Annotated in this window: 21 protein-coding genes; all 21 read right to left on the minus strand. The window is 57.2% G+C overall.

Going from position 1 to position 16,992, the window contains the following annotated elements; all coding sequences use genetic code 11:
• Window positions 1-10: 10 nt before the first annotated feature.
• Window positions 11-826 carry a serine O-acetyltransferase gene (gene cysE / locus GO984_RS02830; RefSeq protein WP_157021023.1) on the minus strand — a complete coding sequence of 272 codons (816 nt, stop codon included), beginning with the start codon at window positions 824-826 and terminating at the stop codon, window positions 11-13.
• A gap of 136 nt (window positions 827-962) precedes the next feature.
• Window positions 963-1,247, minus strand: coding sequence for a DUF7742 family protein (locus GO984_RS02835; protein WP_157021222.1), 285 nt, complete (start codon window positions 1,245-1,247; stop codon window positions 963-965).
• Entirely contained in the window at window positions 1,247-5,173 is a 3,927-nt protein-coding gene (locus tag GO984_RS02840) for a baseplate multidomain protein megatron (protein ID WP_157021024.1), read from the minus strand. Before GO984_RS02840 ends, GO984_RS02835 begins: the two co-directional genes overlap by 1 nt.
• On the minus strand, window positions 5,173-5,619 hold the full coding sequence (locus tag GO984_RS02845) for an NlpC/P60 family protein (RefSeq protein WP_157021025.1): 447 nt from the start codon (window positions 5,617-5,619) through the stop codon (window positions 5,173-5,175). The genes GO984_RS02840 and GO984_RS02845 overlap by 1 nt, the downstream gene beginning before the upstream one ends.
• Entirely contained in the window at window positions 5,616-6,506 is an 891-nt protein-coding gene (locus GO984_RS02850) for a DUF2163 domain-containing protein (RefSeq protein ID WP_157021026.1), read from the minus strand. The genes GO984_RS02845 and GO984_RS02850 overlap by 4 nt, the downstream gene beginning before the upstream one ends.
• Entirely contained in the window at window positions 6,503-7,135 is a 633-nt protein-coding gene (locus GO984_RS02855) for a DUF2460 domain-containing protein (protein ID WP_157021027.1), read from the minus strand. The genes GO984_RS02850 and GO984_RS02855 overlap by 4 nt, the downstream gene beginning before the upstream one ends.
• A gap of 93 nt (window positions 7,136-7,228) precedes the next feature.
• Window positions 7,229-7,888, minus strand: a complete 660-nt coding sequence (locus tag GO984_RS02860) for a phage tail tape measure protein (protein ID WP_157021028.1) — start codon at window positions 7,886-7,888, stop codon at window positions 7,229-7,231.
• Window positions 7,881-8,090 carry a rcc01693 family protein gene (locus GO984_RS02865; RefSeq protein WP_157021029.1) on the minus strand — a complete coding sequence of 70 codons (210 nt, stop codon included), beginning with the start codon at window positions 8,088-8,090 and terminating at the stop codon, window positions 7,881-7,883. The genes GO984_RS02860 and GO984_RS02865 overlap by 8 nt, the downstream gene beginning before the upstream one ends.
• Window positions 8,087-8,407: a gene transfer agent family protein gene (locus tag GO984_RS02870; RefSeq protein WP_157021030.1), complete on the minus strand. Its 321-nt coding sequence runs from the start codon at window positions 8,405-8,407 to the stop codon at window positions 8,087-8,089. The genes GO984_RS02865 and GO984_RS02870 overlap by 4 nt, the downstream gene beginning before the upstream one ends.
• Before the next feature lie 3 nt (window positions 8,408-8,410).
• The gene (locus GO984_RS02875) at window positions 8,411-8,824 is read right to left on the minus strand and encodes a phage major tail protein, TP901-1 family (RefSeq protein WP_157021031.1); all 414 of its coding nucleotides are present in this window, start codon (window positions 8,822-8,824) and stop codon (window positions 8,411-8,413) included.
• Between the two features lie 88 nt (window positions 8,825-8,912).
• Window positions 8,913-9,311 (minus strand): DUF3168 domain-containing protein, encoded by a 399-nt coding sequence (locus GO984_RS02880; RefSeq protein ID WP_157021032.1) that lies wholly within the window; start codon window positions 9,309-9,311, stop codon window positions 8,913-8,915.
• Complete coding sequence (locus tag GO984_RS02885) at window positions 9,308-9,646, minus strand: head-tail adaptor protein (RefSeq protein WP_157021033.1); 339 nt, start codon at window positions 9,644-9,646, stop codon at window positions 9,308-9,310. The genes GO984_RS02880 and GO984_RS02885 overlap by 4 nt, the downstream gene beginning before the upstream one ends.
• Window positions 9,643-10,242, minus strand: a complete 600-nt coding sequence (locus GO984_RS02890; protein WP_157021034.1) for a head-tail connector protein — start codon at window positions 10,240-10,242, stop codon at window positions 9,643-9,645. The genes GO984_RS02885 and GO984_RS02890 overlap by 4 nt, the downstream gene beginning before the upstream one ends.
• 165 nt (window positions 10,243-10,407) lie before the next feature.
• A complete protein-coding gene (locus GO984_RS02895) occupies window positions 10,408-11,589 on the minus strand; it encodes a phage major capsid protein (protein ID WP_157021035.1) in 1,182 nt (393 codons plus the stop codon).
• A 42-nt stretch (window positions 11,590-11,631) separates the two neighbouring features.
• Complete coding sequence (locus GO984_RS02900) at window positions 11,632-12,189, minus strand: HK97 family phage prohead protease (RefSeq protein WP_157021036.1); 558 nt, start codon at window positions 12,187-12,189, stop codon at window positions 11,632-11,634.
• A gap of 28 nt (window positions 12,190-12,217) precedes the next feature.
• The gene (locus GO984_RS02905; RefSeq protein ID WP_157021037.1) at window positions 12,218-12,433 is read right to left on the minus strand and encodes a GTA head formation protein, RCAP_rcc01685 family; all 216 of its coding nucleotides are present in this window, start codon (window positions 12,431-12,433) and stop codon (window positions 12,218-12,220) included.
• Entirely contained in the window at window positions 12,426-13,607 is a 1,182-nt protein-coding gene (locus GO984_RS02910) for a phage portal protein (protein ID WP_157021038.1), read from the minus strand. Before GO984_RS02910 ends, GO984_RS02905 begins: the two co-directional genes overlap by 8 nt.
• Before the next feature lie 181 nt (window positions 13,608-13,788).
• Window positions 13,789-15,081, minus strand: a complete 1,293-nt coding sequence (locus GO984_RS02915; protein ID WP_209279375.1) for a DNA-packaging protein — start codon at window positions 15,079-15,081, stop codon at window positions 13,789-13,791.
• On the minus strand, window positions 15,056-15,340 hold the full coding sequence (locus GO984_RS02920; protein ID WP_245230969.1) for a recombinase: 285 nt from the start codon (window positions 15,338-15,340) through the stop codon (window positions 15,056-15,058). The genes GO984_RS02915 and GO984_RS02920 overlap by 26 nt, the downstream gene beginning before the upstream one ends.
• Window positions 15,341-15,593: 253 nt before the next feature.
• Window positions 15,594-15,986 carry a VOC family protein gene (locus GO984_RS02925; RefSeq protein ID WP_157021039.1) on the minus strand — a complete coding sequence of 131 codons (393 nt, stop codon included), beginning with the start codon at window positions 15,984-15,986 and terminating at the stop codon, window positions 15,594-15,596.
• A 681-nt stretch (window positions 15,987-16,667) separates the two neighbouring features.
• Window positions 16,668-16,913, minus strand: a complete 246-nt coding sequence (locus tag GO984_RS02930) for a zf-TFIIB domain-containing protein (protein WP_167740199.1) — start codon at window positions 16,911-16,913, stop codon at window positions 16,668-16,670.
• Window positions 16,914-16,992: the final 79 nt, after the last annotated feature.

Raw genomic sequence — 16,992 nt, forward strand, 5'->3', positions numbered from 1 at the left:
TGGCTAAGGTCTATTTACCGCTACCGCAGGGAACCACCTGATCCATATTGACGGCAGGTTGATCGCAGCCTGCCTCACCAACGATCTTGGCCGGAACCCCAGCTACAGTTGTGCACTCTGGGACTTCGTTCAGCACCACGGAACCGGCAGCAATACGACTGCATCGACCAACTTTGATGTTGCCCAACACCTTGGCACCGGCCCCGATCAACACGCCATCGGCGATCTTGGGGTGACGGTCTTCTTCTTCTTTGCCGGTCCCGCCCAGTGTCACGGAATGCAGCATCGACACGTTATTGCCAACCACTGCGGTCTCGCCGATCACAATGGAATGGGCATGGTCGATCATGATCCCCTGCCCGACTTTGGCACCAGGATGGATATCGATGCCAAAAATTTCCGAGGTTCGCATCTGGAAGAAATAGGCCAGATCCTCTTGCCCTTCCGTCCATAGGAAATGACTAACCCGGTAGGCCTGAACTGCCTGATATCCTTTGAAATACAGCACCGGCTGCAACAGACGATGACAGGCCGGATCACGATCATAGATCGCCATCAAATCCGCACGAGCGGATTCGACGATACTGGGAGACTTTGCAAAAGCATCATCAACAATCTCACGCAGCACCATCATCGACATCTCGTTTGAGCTCAACTTGGCGGCAATGCGATACGACAAGGCTTTTTCAAGCGACGTGTGGTGTAGAATGCAGGCATGGATCAATCCGCCCATCAAGGGCTGCGTGGCAACCGCTTCCTGAGCTTCGGCAGTGATCTGATCCCAAACCGGGTCAATCGATGTAACGGCGTGCTGTGTTTCAACCATGGCTATACGTCCTATGCTGCTCTTAACAGTGGCATCTAAGATGCCTTTTGCCAAATGCAAAGTCTTGATGGCTCATATTCTCGTGTGGAATGAATCAGCAGCGGGTCTGCCATAACAAGATAGCAATGCCTCAAACCTACGGGTCATAGCGCGTCATCAACCGGTGCAGTACCAAAGCAAAGCACTGGCAGTATTCGATGTTATCAAAGCTGGGCTCATCCGCCAGCTTGTAATACCTAGCCGCCGACATCAGTGACCCATTGCCATAAGAAGAGTGTAATCGTCCACTCAAACGCACATACTCCTCGGCCTGATCTGCCTGCACAAAAATATGCTGACAAAGCCCCTCACGCGCTTCCTTACCAACCAATAGCAGCGCCCGTGCCACCGAGGTCACATCCCCATGCAGCACCGGCCGCATCACCCTAAAATCACCATTGCTGGCAATCCCGCGCCATATCTGGAAGAGATTTGTGTCACTTCCACCCTGTCTCCGGCAATCACACCATCCGCAACCTGCGCACCGGGGCTATAACTCCAACTTGGGGTGTTCACGCTATACTCCCCCACCAAGGTCTCGCCGCGCAGGACCTGAACGCGATACAGTTCTGTCTCTTCACCCAAGGGCACCTCGGGCAGATCCCAGCTGTCGCCATCAATCCGGGTACGGCGGATCCAAATGAACACCACATCCTCGCCCAGCGCACCGACTTGTTCTAGATGGACCGGGCTGTAGGGGCGCAAGCCATTGCCATCAAAAGCCTCAGTCCTGTGGACATAAGAGGGATCATCATAGCCACGTCGAGCCGACCCAATGCGGTAATGCCGCGAAATCCGCCGCTGGGCCGGGGTCAGCCCTATCTGTGCAGGTGTTCCATCCAACCGTACAATCCAGGATCCCACGGGCCAGGTTGCGGGCATCAGCGCGTCACTCCCCAATTGCCCGCGCAAACGTCGCCGCAGCAGATAACTATCCGGACCGATCAGCTCCGCCTCCTGAAACTGTAAAAGCTCCCAGTTGCCGCTGGTACCGTCACCGATGGCCAGCAGATTGGCCCCATTCAACACCGCATCAGCCTCTCGGCTCTGCAAACTACCCGAAATCAAGCTCACATGCAGATCACCGCCTTGGTCCCAACGCCCGGTTGGAGCCGCCGCTAACGGGGATTTGGTGATACCAATAGTTGTCCCGGCAGCAATGATTTGATCCAGCACATAGTTATCATCGCTGTTTGAATCATACACGGCCACTGTCCCTGGCCAGGGTTGTGCGGTCACCGCAAGAAGTGGCGCATGTGGGATTTCATCGCCGTGCATCAGGGGAAGATCTAAAAATAGCGGCAACACCGGTACTGGGGCCGCAAAGGCCGTTAGCCCCGGCAGGTCTTCGGCCATCTCGGAAGGCGTATAAACCTCGGGTTCGATGCGCGCAGCTTCGGCCAGTTGCAATTCCGTCTGTTCCAGCTGATCTATCCGGTAAAGGGTTTTGGTACCATTGCTGTCTGGCAGCCGCACCACATCACCTGCGCCCAGCGCCATGGCAGATGGTGGCAGAGCAAAGCGGATAGTGTCCCGCGCCACCCGGGCCTCTGTCAGCCAACGTTCCACCACCTGACGACCCTCACCACGGGTCAGGGCCAGCGGCAGATCGTTTTGGCTCACGGCGTGGGTGGCCTGATCCGGAAGCACTGCTTCTTCCCCCACCACATCATGATCGCCGCCAGACAGCACAAACCGTAATCTGACCCGGCCTGCCAGTTCAGCCTCACTTTCGCGGATCTGCTCTGTACTCCCGTCTACTGCGTGACTGATCGCCAACAGATCCGGATCCAGATCCACCGCCCCTAGCCCATTGCGCATCTGGAACGTCAGCACCCCATTGCGTTCAATCGCATCAAAGCCAAAGCGCAACATCAAGGGTTGCAGTGCCGCCCGTGCTTCGCCGACATCCGCGACAACATACCCGCGAACCACTCCGTGCAGCTGCGAGACGTCATAGCTGCCGGCCTCCAGCCCAGCGCGCTGACAGATCTCACCCACAACCGAGTCCAATGTGCGTTGCCCCACCCGGCCGTTCAACCAATGCCCTCTCGGGTGATTGTCGCCGTCGCTCCAAATATCCAGCGCATTGGGAAACACCGGAAAAGGACGGGCATCCCAGGCCCAGACATAAGCATTGGCCATATCCAGCATCGGCGCCCCGTAGACCTCGGATATTGGATTATTCTCCACCTGTCCCCAGTGTCCCAGCACAGCGCGCAGATATTGGGTTTGGATCAGATCATCCCGCAATCCGTTTGAGAATTTTGGCAGTTGAGATTCCGAACTTTTGGGATCTAGAAATTTGTTGGGTTGATTGGTTCCCTTATCTAGGGCGGCACATCCCAGTTCGGTGAACCAAATGGGCTTACTCTGTGGCTCCCATGCAGTGGCCAAGGCCTGTCGCACACCACCAATGCGCTCATGATGGTCGTTGTGCCACCATCCAACTAAATCCTTGTAGCGCCAGATCCAATGTTCACTGTGAGCTGTATCCTTGATCTCTGTGCGGATCTGTGCCGCCTCGGCTTCGGGTGAGTGATAATACCAGTCAAAGCCTTCGCCACCTTCGACATTGGCCTCCAGATAGGCAGGATCATAGATACTGGTCACCCCAGCCTGTGTATCCAGATGATCCTCTCCTTCGCGCCAATCCGACAACGGCATGTAGTTGTCGATACCGATGAAATCGATATTGTCATCCGCCCATAGGGGATCCAGATGAAACAGGTGATCGCCTTCAGGGCTGTCATAGCCAAAATACTCGGACCAATCAGCGGCATAGCTGATCTTGGTCTCTGCCCCCAACAGGATCCGGGCCTCAGCCGCCAACTGCCGCAATGCCTCCACCGCAGCAAAACCAGCGGCCCCACGGATCTGGGTCAACCCGCGCATCTCGGAACCAATACAAAAAGCCTCAACCCCACCAGCCGCGGCACAGAGCGCTGCATAATGCAGGATGAACCGCGACAACGACCATTCCTCCGGGCCACTATAGGTTACAGTACCGTCCCCAATTGCAAAATCCGCCGCAGTCACCGTACCAACAAAGGCTGCTACCTCTGCATCCGCTACCGCGGTCTGATCTGGTGTCCCTTCCCGCCCCGGAGCCACAGACAATGTGATCCGCCCCCGCCAGGGCAGATGTGGTTGATCCATGGCCCCGCTCCAGGGATCCGGCAGACCATTGCCCTGCTGCTGGTCCATCAGGATAAACGGATAGAACATCACCCGGCGTCCCTGATCCCGCATATGTCGGATCGCCTCAACCACCGAGGCATCCGCTGGGGTGCCACCATAAATTGGGCGGTCATCCTCTTGGGTGATGCCCTGAGCCGTGGAGCGGCTTACCCCGGATACAGTCCAGGGCATATTGCCCCCATCCGACAGCGCCTGCTCGACTTTGGGACGCAGGCTACAATGCCCACATCTCAGATCGCTGCCAAACCAACTCACAACCAACGAAGCCGCGTCACAGCTTGGCAGTTCCTCTTCCAGCGCCCGCATTGAGGTCAGGAAATCCGTTTGCCCCGAGGGCGCATGGCTATTGGCTGGTTGCGCCTGCCCTGGCCCGTGGTCGTAATGAACCGCTGTGGTGGCCAGGGTGTATTCACCCGTTCCCGGCATCAACGCCACTCCGCGCACCAGCTGACCGAGATCCTTTTCATAGGTCACACTATCCGGTTGCTCTGCCCGGATTACTTCGAATGAAAATTGCGGCACCCGGTTGCCAAAAGGCTCCAGTGCAAGATCTTCGATCACCACATAGGCGGTGCCGCGATAGGCAGGCACCTGATCTGCACCTTCAATTGCTGCAATAACCGGATCAGGGTCCTGATCCTGAGTGCCGGGGTACAAACGCAGGTTCAGATCTGCAATTAACACTTCCTCACCATCTGCCCAAACACGGGACACACTGGCCACTTCGCCTTCACACAGCGCAATCGCCAGCGAGACTGAATAGCTATAGCGGGTCACGGTGGGCTGGCTAGGCGCACCTTTACCACCGCCACCGCTGATGGTTTTACTTTCCTGAAACTGCGAGGCCCAGATCACCTGCCCGCCAATCCGCATCCGGCCATAGATCTGCGGAATCGGCGCGCCTTCGCTGGCATGGGTCAGGCGAAACCGGTCTACCTTGCCGGTTTCCACCGGATCCGACCCTGCGCCCAGCAACCGCGCATCAATCACCCGGCCCAATGTCGCACCAACAGCACGCCCCACAACAACGGATGAAAGCCCGGCCACCGTGCCCCCAACAGATCCCCCAAGTGCAGCCCCCGCTGCCGACAATAGAATGGTTGCCATCAGATCTTCTCCTCGGGGAAGTGAAAGCGCGCGACGATACGACGGCGCCAGGGGATGCTGAGCGGGCTTTCGACAACACCGTGGCCCGAATAGGCATGGACAAACCGCCAGGGCTGTTCTGTGCGGGACTGGATCCCCAGATGTTTGGCCACCGCACCATGTCGCATCCGAAACAGGATCACATCTCCAACAGCCGCCTGATCCAGTGGTTTACCCACGAGATATTGCATGGCTGCCTGCCACAGACGTTCCTCCCCCTGCGGTTCGGACCAATCCTTGGAATAGGCGGGCACCTGGGCAGGCCCTTCTCCCAGCACCTCTCGCCAGATCCCGCGCACCAGCCCCAGACAGTCACAGCCTGCGCCCTTGCTGGCCGCCTGATGCAAATAAGGGGTACCAATCCATGTCCGCGCCACCTGCACTACCTGATCCGCCAGCACAGTCATCTGCGACTGCCGCCGGTTGCAGTCCCGTTTTGCTTGGGCACCGACATCACCCAGTCTTCGCCGGGGATATCCGGGAAGCCTTGAAAATTGACCAAATTGTTGAATTTCAACCGACAACTCTGCATCCGCTTATCGCACCCCGCCACCAGCTGAACCATATCGCCCGCTGCGATCTCTGCCCGCAACGGCTGCCACAGCTCGATCACCCGGAAGGTTCCCGTCGACCGGTCTTGCTTGATCACGCCGCCTAACCCCTGCGCTGCCCCAGACAGCACCTCTAGCTGCCCACGAGCAAACCATCCCGGTTCAAACCCAGCCAGATCCTGCCAGCGAAATTCCTGCTGCCTCTCGACCTGCTCGACAGGGAGTTGCTCGGTGTATCCCGGTGTATCCAGCGCAAACCGGCACGTTTCATCGCCCAACACGGCCGTACAGGGTTTTTGATAGACCCGCCCCAAAGGTCGGTTCAAGGCTTCGCTCAGCCCCCGTAGTTCGGCATGGAAAGCACCGCCCGCGCGGCGCAATTGGCCCATGGATCCGCGAAACATCAACCAACGGGTGGTCACATCCGCCCAGTTCACCATCCAGCAGCGCACTTCGGCCCCATCAAACCGACCGGCCTCAATATCCGTTTCGCGTATAGCTGCGTCACTCAGCCCCCCAATCGCTTCGGTGTTGTCCACCGACAGTCCGGTCGCCTGTTGCAGCGCCAGCGCGGTCAAGCCGGTGCCGGCCTGGAAGCTGTAACCTTCAAACGCGAGGTTCTGGTCATGATCGGTAAATCCGTAGGTCACCCCATCAGCACGGGTGACAAGCCAGGCTCGGCACAGGGTGGTCAGGCCTTGCTCTACATGCGCCTGAAATGCAGCACTGACACCCGCTGTCATACCCGTACCTCGACCACTGGCACATTAGGCACGTCACCCGCCTGAAAGTTGGAAACACTGGTCAGGATCCGGTCAGTGTCAAAGCGCACCGGCACATCAAATTCAAACCCGGCAACAATGCTCATGCCTTCCGCAGGCGGATGTACAAAAGTGATCAGACCACTGGACACATCCAAAGAGAAATCCACGGTCTCGCGCAGTTCATCCTGTTCAACGCCCACCCGCACCGAACCCGCCACAGGTTTGGCAATCGGGCGTTCATAAAGTTGGTCACCTGATTTATACGTTTTGCACAGCTGAAAGCTGACCGTGGTGCCATCCCCCACCGCGATCACCTGATCACGATAATCAACGTCGCCCGAAGCCCGAGCGGATTTATAATCTGACCAGTCTTTCCAGCGGAACCCATGCATCTGGCCCTGTCGCGCTTCAAAAAATGCGATCAGCAATTCGATATCATCCAGCGACCGAAGCCCCAGCCCAGCGTCATAGCGCCTGCGCGAATGCGCCCAGGGGGTGTTGCGCTCCTCATGACCATTGGCCAGTGTCACCACGTCCGTGCGCCGCTCGGGACCACCAATAGAACCAAAGCTCAGGCTGGCTGGAAATCTTACCTCGTGGAACGTCATAGCTGCTGTCTCCAATCCTGCTCATGGCTGGTGTCTTGTCTTGATCCCAAGATCAGGCGCGCCCGGCCTATCGACCGGGCAGCGCGATGGCCTTTACCGATTGCGGTTGCCACGCCCCAAGGCCCGGCTCATCTGTGCGGCGATTTGGCCCTGGCTGCGGGCAAAGCTGTGCACGTCAGGCGTGGTGACATTCATCACCACCTTGACTGACCCGCCACTGCCACCGCGCACCCCCAATGCACCATCCGGGCCACGTGCCAGCGGCAGGATCGCCTCGGGGCCTGCTTCGCCCATCAACCCGGTGCCACCACGCATGGGAAAACTTGTTGCACCACTGACCACGCCACCGCGCGCAAAAGGCATCACCCGGCCTTGGGAAAACGCAGCACCATCGCCAAAAGGCAGCAGCCCACTGATCAACCCTGCCACTCCATCGGACAGCAACCCACCGACGTGGTCGGTCACCGGCTTGATCGCCGCGTTGTAAGTGGTCTGGATCATTGAACGCGCCACGGTTTCCAGCGCCTCGGAAAGTTTCATGCCGTCAAAGGCCACTCCGTCAAAGGCGCGACGCAGCCCTTTGGACATGCCGCGTTCCAACGTGGCGGCATCACGCCCGGTGGCCGCAAACGCCTCACGCACGCGGCGCAGTTCAGCGTCAAAGGTCGCCGCCATACCGGCAGCGTCACCTAATGCATCGCCCAGGCCCTCGCTTTGGGCCTCAAGATCCGATAATGCCTCGTGATCACTCATTTTTTTCTCCCGTGTCGATGGGTTGGTCAGGAAATGCCGCCATCAAGCTGGCCAAACCGGCCTGACCCATCGGAGTTTGATCAACACCCTGACCCAACATCAGACTCAGCTCGGCTGGGGTGAGGCGCCAAAACTGGTCTGGTGTTAGCCGCAACCCAACCAGCCCAGCTCGCATCAGAGCAGACCAGTCAAGTGTTTTCATGTCTCTTCTGGCGTCATGAAGGCCCGCGCCAAGAGCTGTGCTGCAGCGCGTGCCGCCATCAGTACCCCACCTTCTATTTCTGCTTTGGCCAAATCCGAAGGCGTCATCGCGTGTCCGCCCCCCTGCAGCCCAGCAGCAATCAACGCCAGTACGTCACCCGCGGAAAACCCACCACTTTCGAACCGCTGCACCAGATCCACCAGAGATCCAACCGCCAGGGAGTGCTCCAGCTCTGCCAAAGCCCCCAGCGTCAGTTTCATCACCCGAGGGGTTCCTTCGATCACCAGCGTCACTTCACCTGCCCAAGGATTGCTCATGGCTCAAACCGCGGTAAAGGTCAGCGCACCCGCGCTGGCCAAGGCCAGTTCATAGGTGGCCTCACCATTGTGGCTGCCGGCGTATTCCAAAGCGGAGACCTGAAATGCACCTTCGACGATGCCAAAATCTGGGATGATCACCTGAAAGTCCGGTGTTTCGCCATCAAAGAACAACTGCCGTGCACGTTCATCAGATCCCGCATCGCGAAACACACCCGACCCCGAAATAGAGGCAGACCGAACCCCAGCACCCGACAGCAGCTCGCGCCAACCGCCCTGACTTTCCAAGCTGGTGACATCCACCGTTTCCGCATTGAAACTGATCCGCGTGGCGCGCAGCCCTGCGAGAGTTTCAAACTGTCCATCGCCGGTCATGTCCACCTTGACCAAGAGATCCTTGCCGTTTTGGGCCGTCATTTCGTTTCTCCAATTACTTCAAAGTACTAGGCATCACTTTTACGTCCCCCGACCGACAGATCAGGCTCCGCCTCATGTTCTATGGCCCTTAGTCATCCTCAACCCGGGCGCGAAACCGTAACTCGATCCGACGGCTTCCATCGCTCAATCGTCTGGCATTGGCGCGGTCAAACCACAGGCCAATCAGCTGTCCCCGTGACAGGACCAGCGGGGCGCTGATCAAACTATCACAAAGCGTAGAAGCCAGTTGTTTTGCGCTTGAAAATCCGGCGCTATCCGAATGAATTGAAAGGGTAAATCGATGCAATGCACCAGCGCCGGACTTGTCCGACCCGTCGCGCACATCTTCATCTCCCAACAGCACATAGATTGGCGGCACTGTGCCCGATGGCAGCGCATCATGGATGGCTATACCAGCCAGCGCAGGATCGTTGCCCAGATGTTGAAACACGGCCGATTGCAATGCAGCAGACAAAGCATAGCTCATGCCGAGATCTCCTCTTGCACAAAACAGGTCAGATACCGCCCCAAGGCGTCTGCCTCGGCCACGGCATGGATCACAAACAATCGTGCGCCATCACGGAACCGTTGGTCCGGACGTGGGCGACTGGCAGATCCAACCGGAGAGGCCCGCAGGGTCACCCGATAGCGTTGAAGCGAAAGATCGGCCCCTCCCTGCACTTTGCTTCGCCCCGTAAGCGGTTGAAATTCAGCCCATATTTCACCTAATGCCTGCCATGTTTCTACATGACCACCGCTACCATCACTGGCGCGCTGTGGATCCTCTAGCGTCAGACGGCGCGACAGAACCGGCGCAGTCATTGCATCCGCCCCAGGCTGAGCCGGACGACGCGATACCGTTCAATCAGGCTGGTGACACCAAAGGGCATGCAGCCACCGGACAGGCCGGTGTCATCGCGGTATTGGTAATAATGCGATGCCAGCATCAGCACAGCCTGACCCAGATCAGCCGGAAGCCCGCCCCAATCTGTCGCAATGCCCGCCGTCAAGGTGATGCGTAGCGCACCACCAGTACCCACAAGGGGGAACAGGCTGCCTGTTGGGCAGAGCTTCGGATGTTGGCTGTCCTGGATCAAATGGTACTGGCTGGACGCCAGTATCTCTTCGACGCCCTCGGCATCTACCTGAACCACAGCACTGACTTCTGTCACCGGCACCAGGGGCAACACCTGCGCCGATCGATCATTCCACTGGTGCAAGTTGAGAACAAACTGCCGCGATAACAGAACCTTACCGGTCCTTGCTTCGATCGCGGCGATGGCGGCCCGCAGGAAACTGATCAAGACCTCGTCTTGCAGGCTGTCTTCGCCAAACCCGGTCCCCAGCCGCAGATGCGCCTTGAACGGCTCTAACGGCAGCGCGGCCTCGGGCACCGGCGTTTGTTCGGTCAACATCATCACATTACTCCGCAAACTGACGTCCCTTTGGGACAGAATTGAAAACAGCGGGCGCACCTCTCCCCATGCCGCTCGGACGGAGGGGAGCAGCTGGACGGCACAGAGGTGGTTGAAGTGCACCCGCTCACGCAGCCGGGTTGCCGGCCGCGTCATCGGCTTGACGGTTTAGGTCAGGCCGAATTTCAGCAGCTTGATGGCAGCAAAATCACTGACATCTCCGCCGACGCGTTTGGTGGCATAAAACAACACATGGGGCTTGGCGCTGAACGGATCGCGCAACACTCGCAAATCGGGACGTTCAGCAATGGTGTAGCCAGCAGAGAAATCCCCAAAAGCGACGGAGTAGCTGTTGCTGTCCACATCCGGCATATCTTCAGCCACCAACACAGGATATCCCATCAGCCGTGCAGGTTCACCCGCCGCAAGCCCATCCGACCACAAGAACCGGCCATCACCATCTTTTAGCTTGCGGATCAGCCCGGCAGTCTTTGAATTCATTATGAAAACACCGTTTGCGCGATACTGCGCCCCAAGCGCGTACACCAGATCAACAATGGCATCCCCATCGCCAATACTGCCGTCACTGCCAGTCACAACATAGCCGACGTTGCCCCAACTCCAGCTGTCATTATCCACCACAGGATGGGTCAGAATACCGGTTGGTTTGTCGAGCCCGTCACCATTCAAAAAGGCCGAGGCTTCGGCGCGGGCAAACTTGTCCGCAATCCGCCCGGCCAACCAGGACTCGATGTCAAATGCACTGTCATCCAGCAGCCGTTGCGAGGCCTTGGGGAGTGCGCTTAACTCGTGCAGTGGGATGGTAATCCGGTCGATCACCGGAGTGCTGGTTTCAACGCTGGGATCTGTTTCGGTTGCCCAGCCCGCACCGACATCTGTATGGTCGATCAACACGTCGTAGGATGTGGCCTCGACTGTCACCACTGCAGCGATAGAGCGGATTGATGCGGTAGACTGAAGGACCGAAGTAACCGTTTCTGCGGTCACCGGATCGACCAGATATCCGCCGTCACTGTTCACCGCAGTAGACAGAGATTTTCCATCCAGTTGCAGGCCACGCAGCCCATCATCATCGCCAGATCGCAAATAGGTCTGAAACGCTTTTTGATGTGGCGCACCTAGCTCAACTCCGGCAGACAATTGCGGCCGCGCAGTCATTTGGGTTTTTCGATCCAACATGGTCACTCGCTCTTCTGTTTGTTTCAATTTTGCGTTGATATCTTCCCGGAACTCTTTGAAATCACCTGTAAAACCATTCACCTCTTGGGTGACTTCGAGAATAAGAGGGGCGGCGTCCACTACCTGAGCCGAGGGAGGAGTATTGCTCATCTACATGTCCTGTCTGTTTGATTGTTGCGCTAATGCACCCTGTCAGTGCGCGGCCATCTGTTGACGCGCCCGCTTCAATGCCGAAGTCATATCGTGTAGTGCCGCCACAACAGGGTCTTGCGCCTCTTTGGTTGTTACTCGCGCGGTGGGCAGCATTGGAAATGTCACCAAAGACACCTCCCACAGGTCAACTTCACAAAGACGGCGTTCGCCCTTGTCCCCTTTGCTGGCCCGTTTTGTACGATAGCCAATCGACAACCCGTCAATCGCCCCTGCAGCAATCAGTGCTGCGGCCTCTGCTCCACGGCGGGTTTCAACCAAAAGACGGCCCTTTACCCATAACCCGCGTTCATCCTCGCGCACCTGGTCCCAAACCCCAATCGGTTGGGATGGATCATGTTGCCATAGCATTTTTACCTTACTTCCACGGGCAGACAGGGCTGCAAGCGAGGCAGCATAGGCGCCCTTCATGACCATGTCGCCACATTGATCAACCTCGCCAAACCGGCTTGCGTAGCCCTGAATGATGCTGCCCTCGGTTAGGCTGATCGCCATTTTCGAAGAGGTGAATTTATGTTCCAACTGGGATGTGTAATCCATCAGAAACTCCATGTAACATATTGAATTATTACAACATCAGGAATGATCGAAAGGCCTGTGCCAAAACCACCGCAGCCACGCCGTAAACTGTGAACCACAACCGGCGATCTAACCGTTCCATCATCTGTTCCAGACGGTCTAACCGCCGGTTTAGATTATCCTGCTGCAGCTGGTTCACTCTCTCATGCGCCGCCAGACGTAACCCCGGTGCGCAATCAAAGGAGGGTGGATACCCGTCATTCATCCTCCGCACCTCCGTCTTCTGGCGGCAAACCCAACAAGGTCCGCTTTTCACTTCGGCTTAAAAACTCAGCCGAGCTAACCCGCGCCCATTGCGCGTCTCGCTCACTGGACAATGCCGCCACCTGATCAAGATCCGGCTTCAACGTTAGGGGTTCACCGTTAAATCCCGTCAGCCAATGCATCAATGTTGCGACGACGCGGGTGACCAACGGTACTATTGTTAGCCGGTAGAACGCCCGATTGGCTTCTTGGTAATTGGCATATGTCGCATCACCCTGGATCCCCAGCAGCATTGGAGGAACCCCAAAGGCCAGCGCAATTTCACGCGCGGCTGCCTCTTTGGTCTTCTGGAACTCCATATCGCTGGGCGAAAAGCCCATAGGTTTCCAATCCAGACCACCTTCCAAGACCATTGGCCTTCCGGCGTTGCGTGCACCCTGAAAATTCGCTTCTATTTCGTCACTTAGACGGCGGAACTGATCATCTGCCATGGTCCCCTGTCCATCAGATCCTTTCCAAACCAAGGCCCCCGAGGGACGTGCGGCGTTGTCCAACAATGCCTTGGACCACCGAGAGGCGCTGTTGTGAACGTCCACCGCCATTGCTGCCGCCTGAAGCGGTGACAGACCGTAATGATCGTCCTGAGGATGGAAACTTTTGATATGGCATACGGACGAGCGAGTTCCGGCTATCTCAAAGCGATGTTTGCGCCCGCCCACCTGATAGTCATACCCCTGCGGCCAGCCATCGGTGCCGGGCACCACAGTAACCCGGTCCGAGCGCAACACATGCAGCTCCAATGGCAACCCGTCGTCTCCAGCCACGGCCTCGACATAGGCATTGCCGGACAGAAGCAACTGACCAAACAGAGTTTCAAACAGTTCGGCCCGCCCTTGCGCGGCATTTGGATGGGCAAGAAGGGCCAGCACCGGATGCTGTTCAAACCGTTGCTGTTGATCCTGTAGCACCAAAGGCAGCGCTGCCGCTGACTCGGCGATCAGTTTGACACAGCGAAAGCCAACTGGGTTGCCTGCGAAACCGCTGCGGATCAAAGAACTGCTGTCGCGCGGGCTCCAGGCGGCACGACCCGCACTGTGCCAGGCCACCACATGGGATGCAGCGCTTGCCTTTTGCTCGATAGGTTTGTTTTTGCGCCTCAGGACGTCAAAGACCATGACTATTCCTCATCCTCAAGTTTGGGACACTGTCGCCCCTTTGCTGAGAAAGTTATCCCTGATGGCCCTGAAGATTTTCGATCCAGAGCGAACGCCACCTGCGCAACACCTAGTGAACAAAAGCCCATATTAATCTGAATTCATTGAGTAAACGCCTGCCAGAAAGGCAGGCGCTTTTGTATTACAGGGCTCTGAGCCGGGGCCTGAGCACCATGGCTGCGGGGCTGATTATCAGATCATGCAAAGCCCAGACCAGTGCATCCACCCGGTCCGGAGAACCCGCCCCCTGATATCCTTGCGACGTCATTTGGCACATCTGCTGTTCCAGATCCGCCAGGCCCGGCGCATGCAGCACCCGCCCCTGTTCGTACAGTGCAGCGACCGGCTCCGCGCGGGCCGATTTCCCGCGACTGGCGTGCAGTGGCTTGTAGGGCACCAAAGGGTCCACTTGCCGCAATACATTCTCCACCAGTGCTCCGCCCTGATTAACCTCGGCGACCAAACGATCAGCGCCAAATTCCTGCATTGCGGCAATTGCAGCCTGGGCCCATGCCAGCGGCCTAACCCCCTGGACGGTTCGGTCCGCCAGCACATAGGCGCGCCAGTCTTGTGGCGGCCCCTGCAGAATGGCACCGGTCACGACAATCCCGCAGGCATCTGACGTTTTGCCAGCACTCACCGCCGGATCAACAGCCACCACCACGCGATCCAGTTTAGGAACGTGATCCTGCAGCGCCGCCTGAACCATTTTACCGGTCCACAATGCGCCTTCGACATCTGACAGCAGAACACCTTCCAGCTCCTGTCGCCCAAGCCGCGTCCCTGCATATCGTGCCCGTACTTCGGTCAGGAAGGACGGCGCCAGATTGGCCCGGTTTGCCTCTGTTGTAGCATGGGTTTCGACTGTGGAGGGAAGCGCCAGTATGTCACGCAGGACCTGAGCATTCCGCGGCGTGGTGGTGACACACACCCTTGGGTCCTGCCCCAGTCGCAGGGCAAATTGCAGCATATCCCAACTGGACCGAGCTTTTTTCCATTTGGCCAGTTCATCGGCCCAGGCCGCATCAAACTGAGGCCCGCGCAGCGCCTCGGGATCGTGGGCAGAAAAGGCCTGCGCTGTCGCGCCATTGGGCCAGATTAACTTGCGCTCACCAGCCTTCCATGTGGGCCGTCGATCCGGCGGTGAACAGGCAAGAATGCCACTGTCCCCCTGCACCATTACATCACGCACCTGATCATAGGTTTCGCCCAACAAGGCCACGCGCCGGGCAGACCCCGGTTCCATCGGCAGGCTGCCTTCGACCTGTGCGCGCACCCATTCGGCCCCGGCACGGGTTTTGCCTGCTCCGCGCCCTCCCAGAATGACCCAGGACCGCCAGTCGCCTGTGGGTGGCACCTGATGCGACAGGGCCCAGTGTTCGAACAGATAGGGCAGCGCAATCAGCAGTTCATCCGGCAGTTCTTCCAGAAACATCTCGCTCATCACAGCAGGTACGTAAGGAAGCAAGTCGGCAGCGCAGATCGGAGCGCAGGCTGTCGAGATCAAGGGCGGGGCCGCTTTCTGTGAGGGATGCAAATTGGCTGCTTTGTGCGACAAGGGTTTTCTCCACTTTCTGGCAGTCCCGGATAAGCCCCTCAAGCTTGGCGAGTTGTGGTTTTGAGATGTCGCCGCCCACCTCTTGTTCAGCCTCCAGCTGCTCGCGCAGGGCCTCGGCCTCGTTGCGCAATCGCATGATGGACTCCTGTAGAGACCGAAGCAGATCAGCGGTTTTTTCTATGTCTGGAGACAGTGGGTTTTGCACCATAGTCTGGATTTCCTCATGCGTTGTGATCCACATGAGAGACTCAAAACGGCCAAAGGAGTTGAACCCAAAGGCCGCTGTGATGTCTTCCAACTGCAATACAATCTATACGCGAAAATCTTGCAAAAGTCAAGACTTACAGGACAAGGTGCGTTCGGTGGGTAGGCAACAGCCAGCTATACCGTCAGGCGTCCAAGTTAGTTTCAAGACTCACTGAGACATTCAACTTATTGCCGTCCAAATCGCGCACATAGGCTCCATAGTAATCTGGATGATAGCTGCGCGGGCCGGGTTTGCCTTCGTCTGTACCGCCGCACTCCAGCGCCGTTGCGTGAAACGCGCGTACGGCCGCAGCATCCGGCGCGTAGAACATGAACTGGCTGCCATTGCCGAAGGTGGCCGGTTGGTCGTTAAAGGGTACGATGAGAAACACGCTTATTCGCCCATCAGCGCCTGCATAGCCCACTTCGCGCGGTTCGGTCAGGACACGGCGCATGCCGACGGTTGCCAGGACAGTGTCGTAGAACTGAGTGGCGGCAGTGATGTCATTGGTGCCGATGCATACGCCGGATAGCATGGTTGGTGTTTCCTTTGGCTGAGTTGATTTCTATGGTGCATATTCACTAACTCACATGGATCGCACCGAATATTGCTCAGCGCACTATGAATTAAGTATCTCTAGAAAATCACTCTTTTTTCGATTTCCAGAAACCATAAACCAGAAGAAAGCAGAACAGCGGCATCATAAAGAAAACAATAAAATCGCCGAGTGTCGCGTATCCGCTATCGTAGTAACTTTTTGGAAGATACGTCCTCCAAGCAATTAACAATGGAAACATCCACCCACAGGCCTGCAGAGCAGGAAGGCTATACCTCCAGAACTCCCTCAGTAGGCTTACGAAACCTACTTGCTTCACTTTGGTCTCCCGGTTCACGCTTGGCTGCCGTTTCCCCAAGCCACTAACAGCAGAGCGTTCGATGCGGATAATACGGCAACTTATGTTGCAGTCACTTTAGTGGGTTGTGAGGTGAGAAGCCAGATCCCGGATAGAGGGTGTGTGATCTGTGGGCACAATCCCCATGCAGCTCAGTTGAGCTAAAGCACACCTCCCCAAGGGCAGTGCCTGACCTTGGGCGTGCTGTAAGCACGCATTCAGCGTGGCGGAAAGGTTAGGCGCGGTCCGGCGGTGCCGGACCTAGTTCGTTTTTCGTGTGCACTAGAAATTGGATAATTCCAGCTACAAGGTTGAGTACGCATTTAGAAATCAAAAAGGTCCTCTAAAAACCCACCGCGTTTTTTCTTCTTTTTATAGCTGTGATCCTCATATCCGCGATCTCTATCCCGGTGTTGTTGGGGCGCCGGCGCTGACATTGCCCCGCGCTCGATGATTTTGTCCAGCTCTCCACGGTCCAGCCAAACACCGCGGCATTGGGGGCAATAATCGATCTCAACACCTGAACGATCCGTAATCACAAGAGTTGTTCCGTCAATTGGGCACTTCACAAGTATGTCTCCTTTGAACTCATCACGTTCGATTTAGGAGCACCCAGCATGACTGACATCCGTATTATTAGGTAGGCGG

It is taken from the genome of Parasedimentitalea huanghaiensis, from assembly GCF_009753675.1.
Taxonomy (GTDB): Bacteria; Pseudomonadota; Alphaproteobacteria; order Rhodobacterales; family Rhodobacteraceae; genus Parasedimentitalea; species Parasedimentitalea huanghaiensis.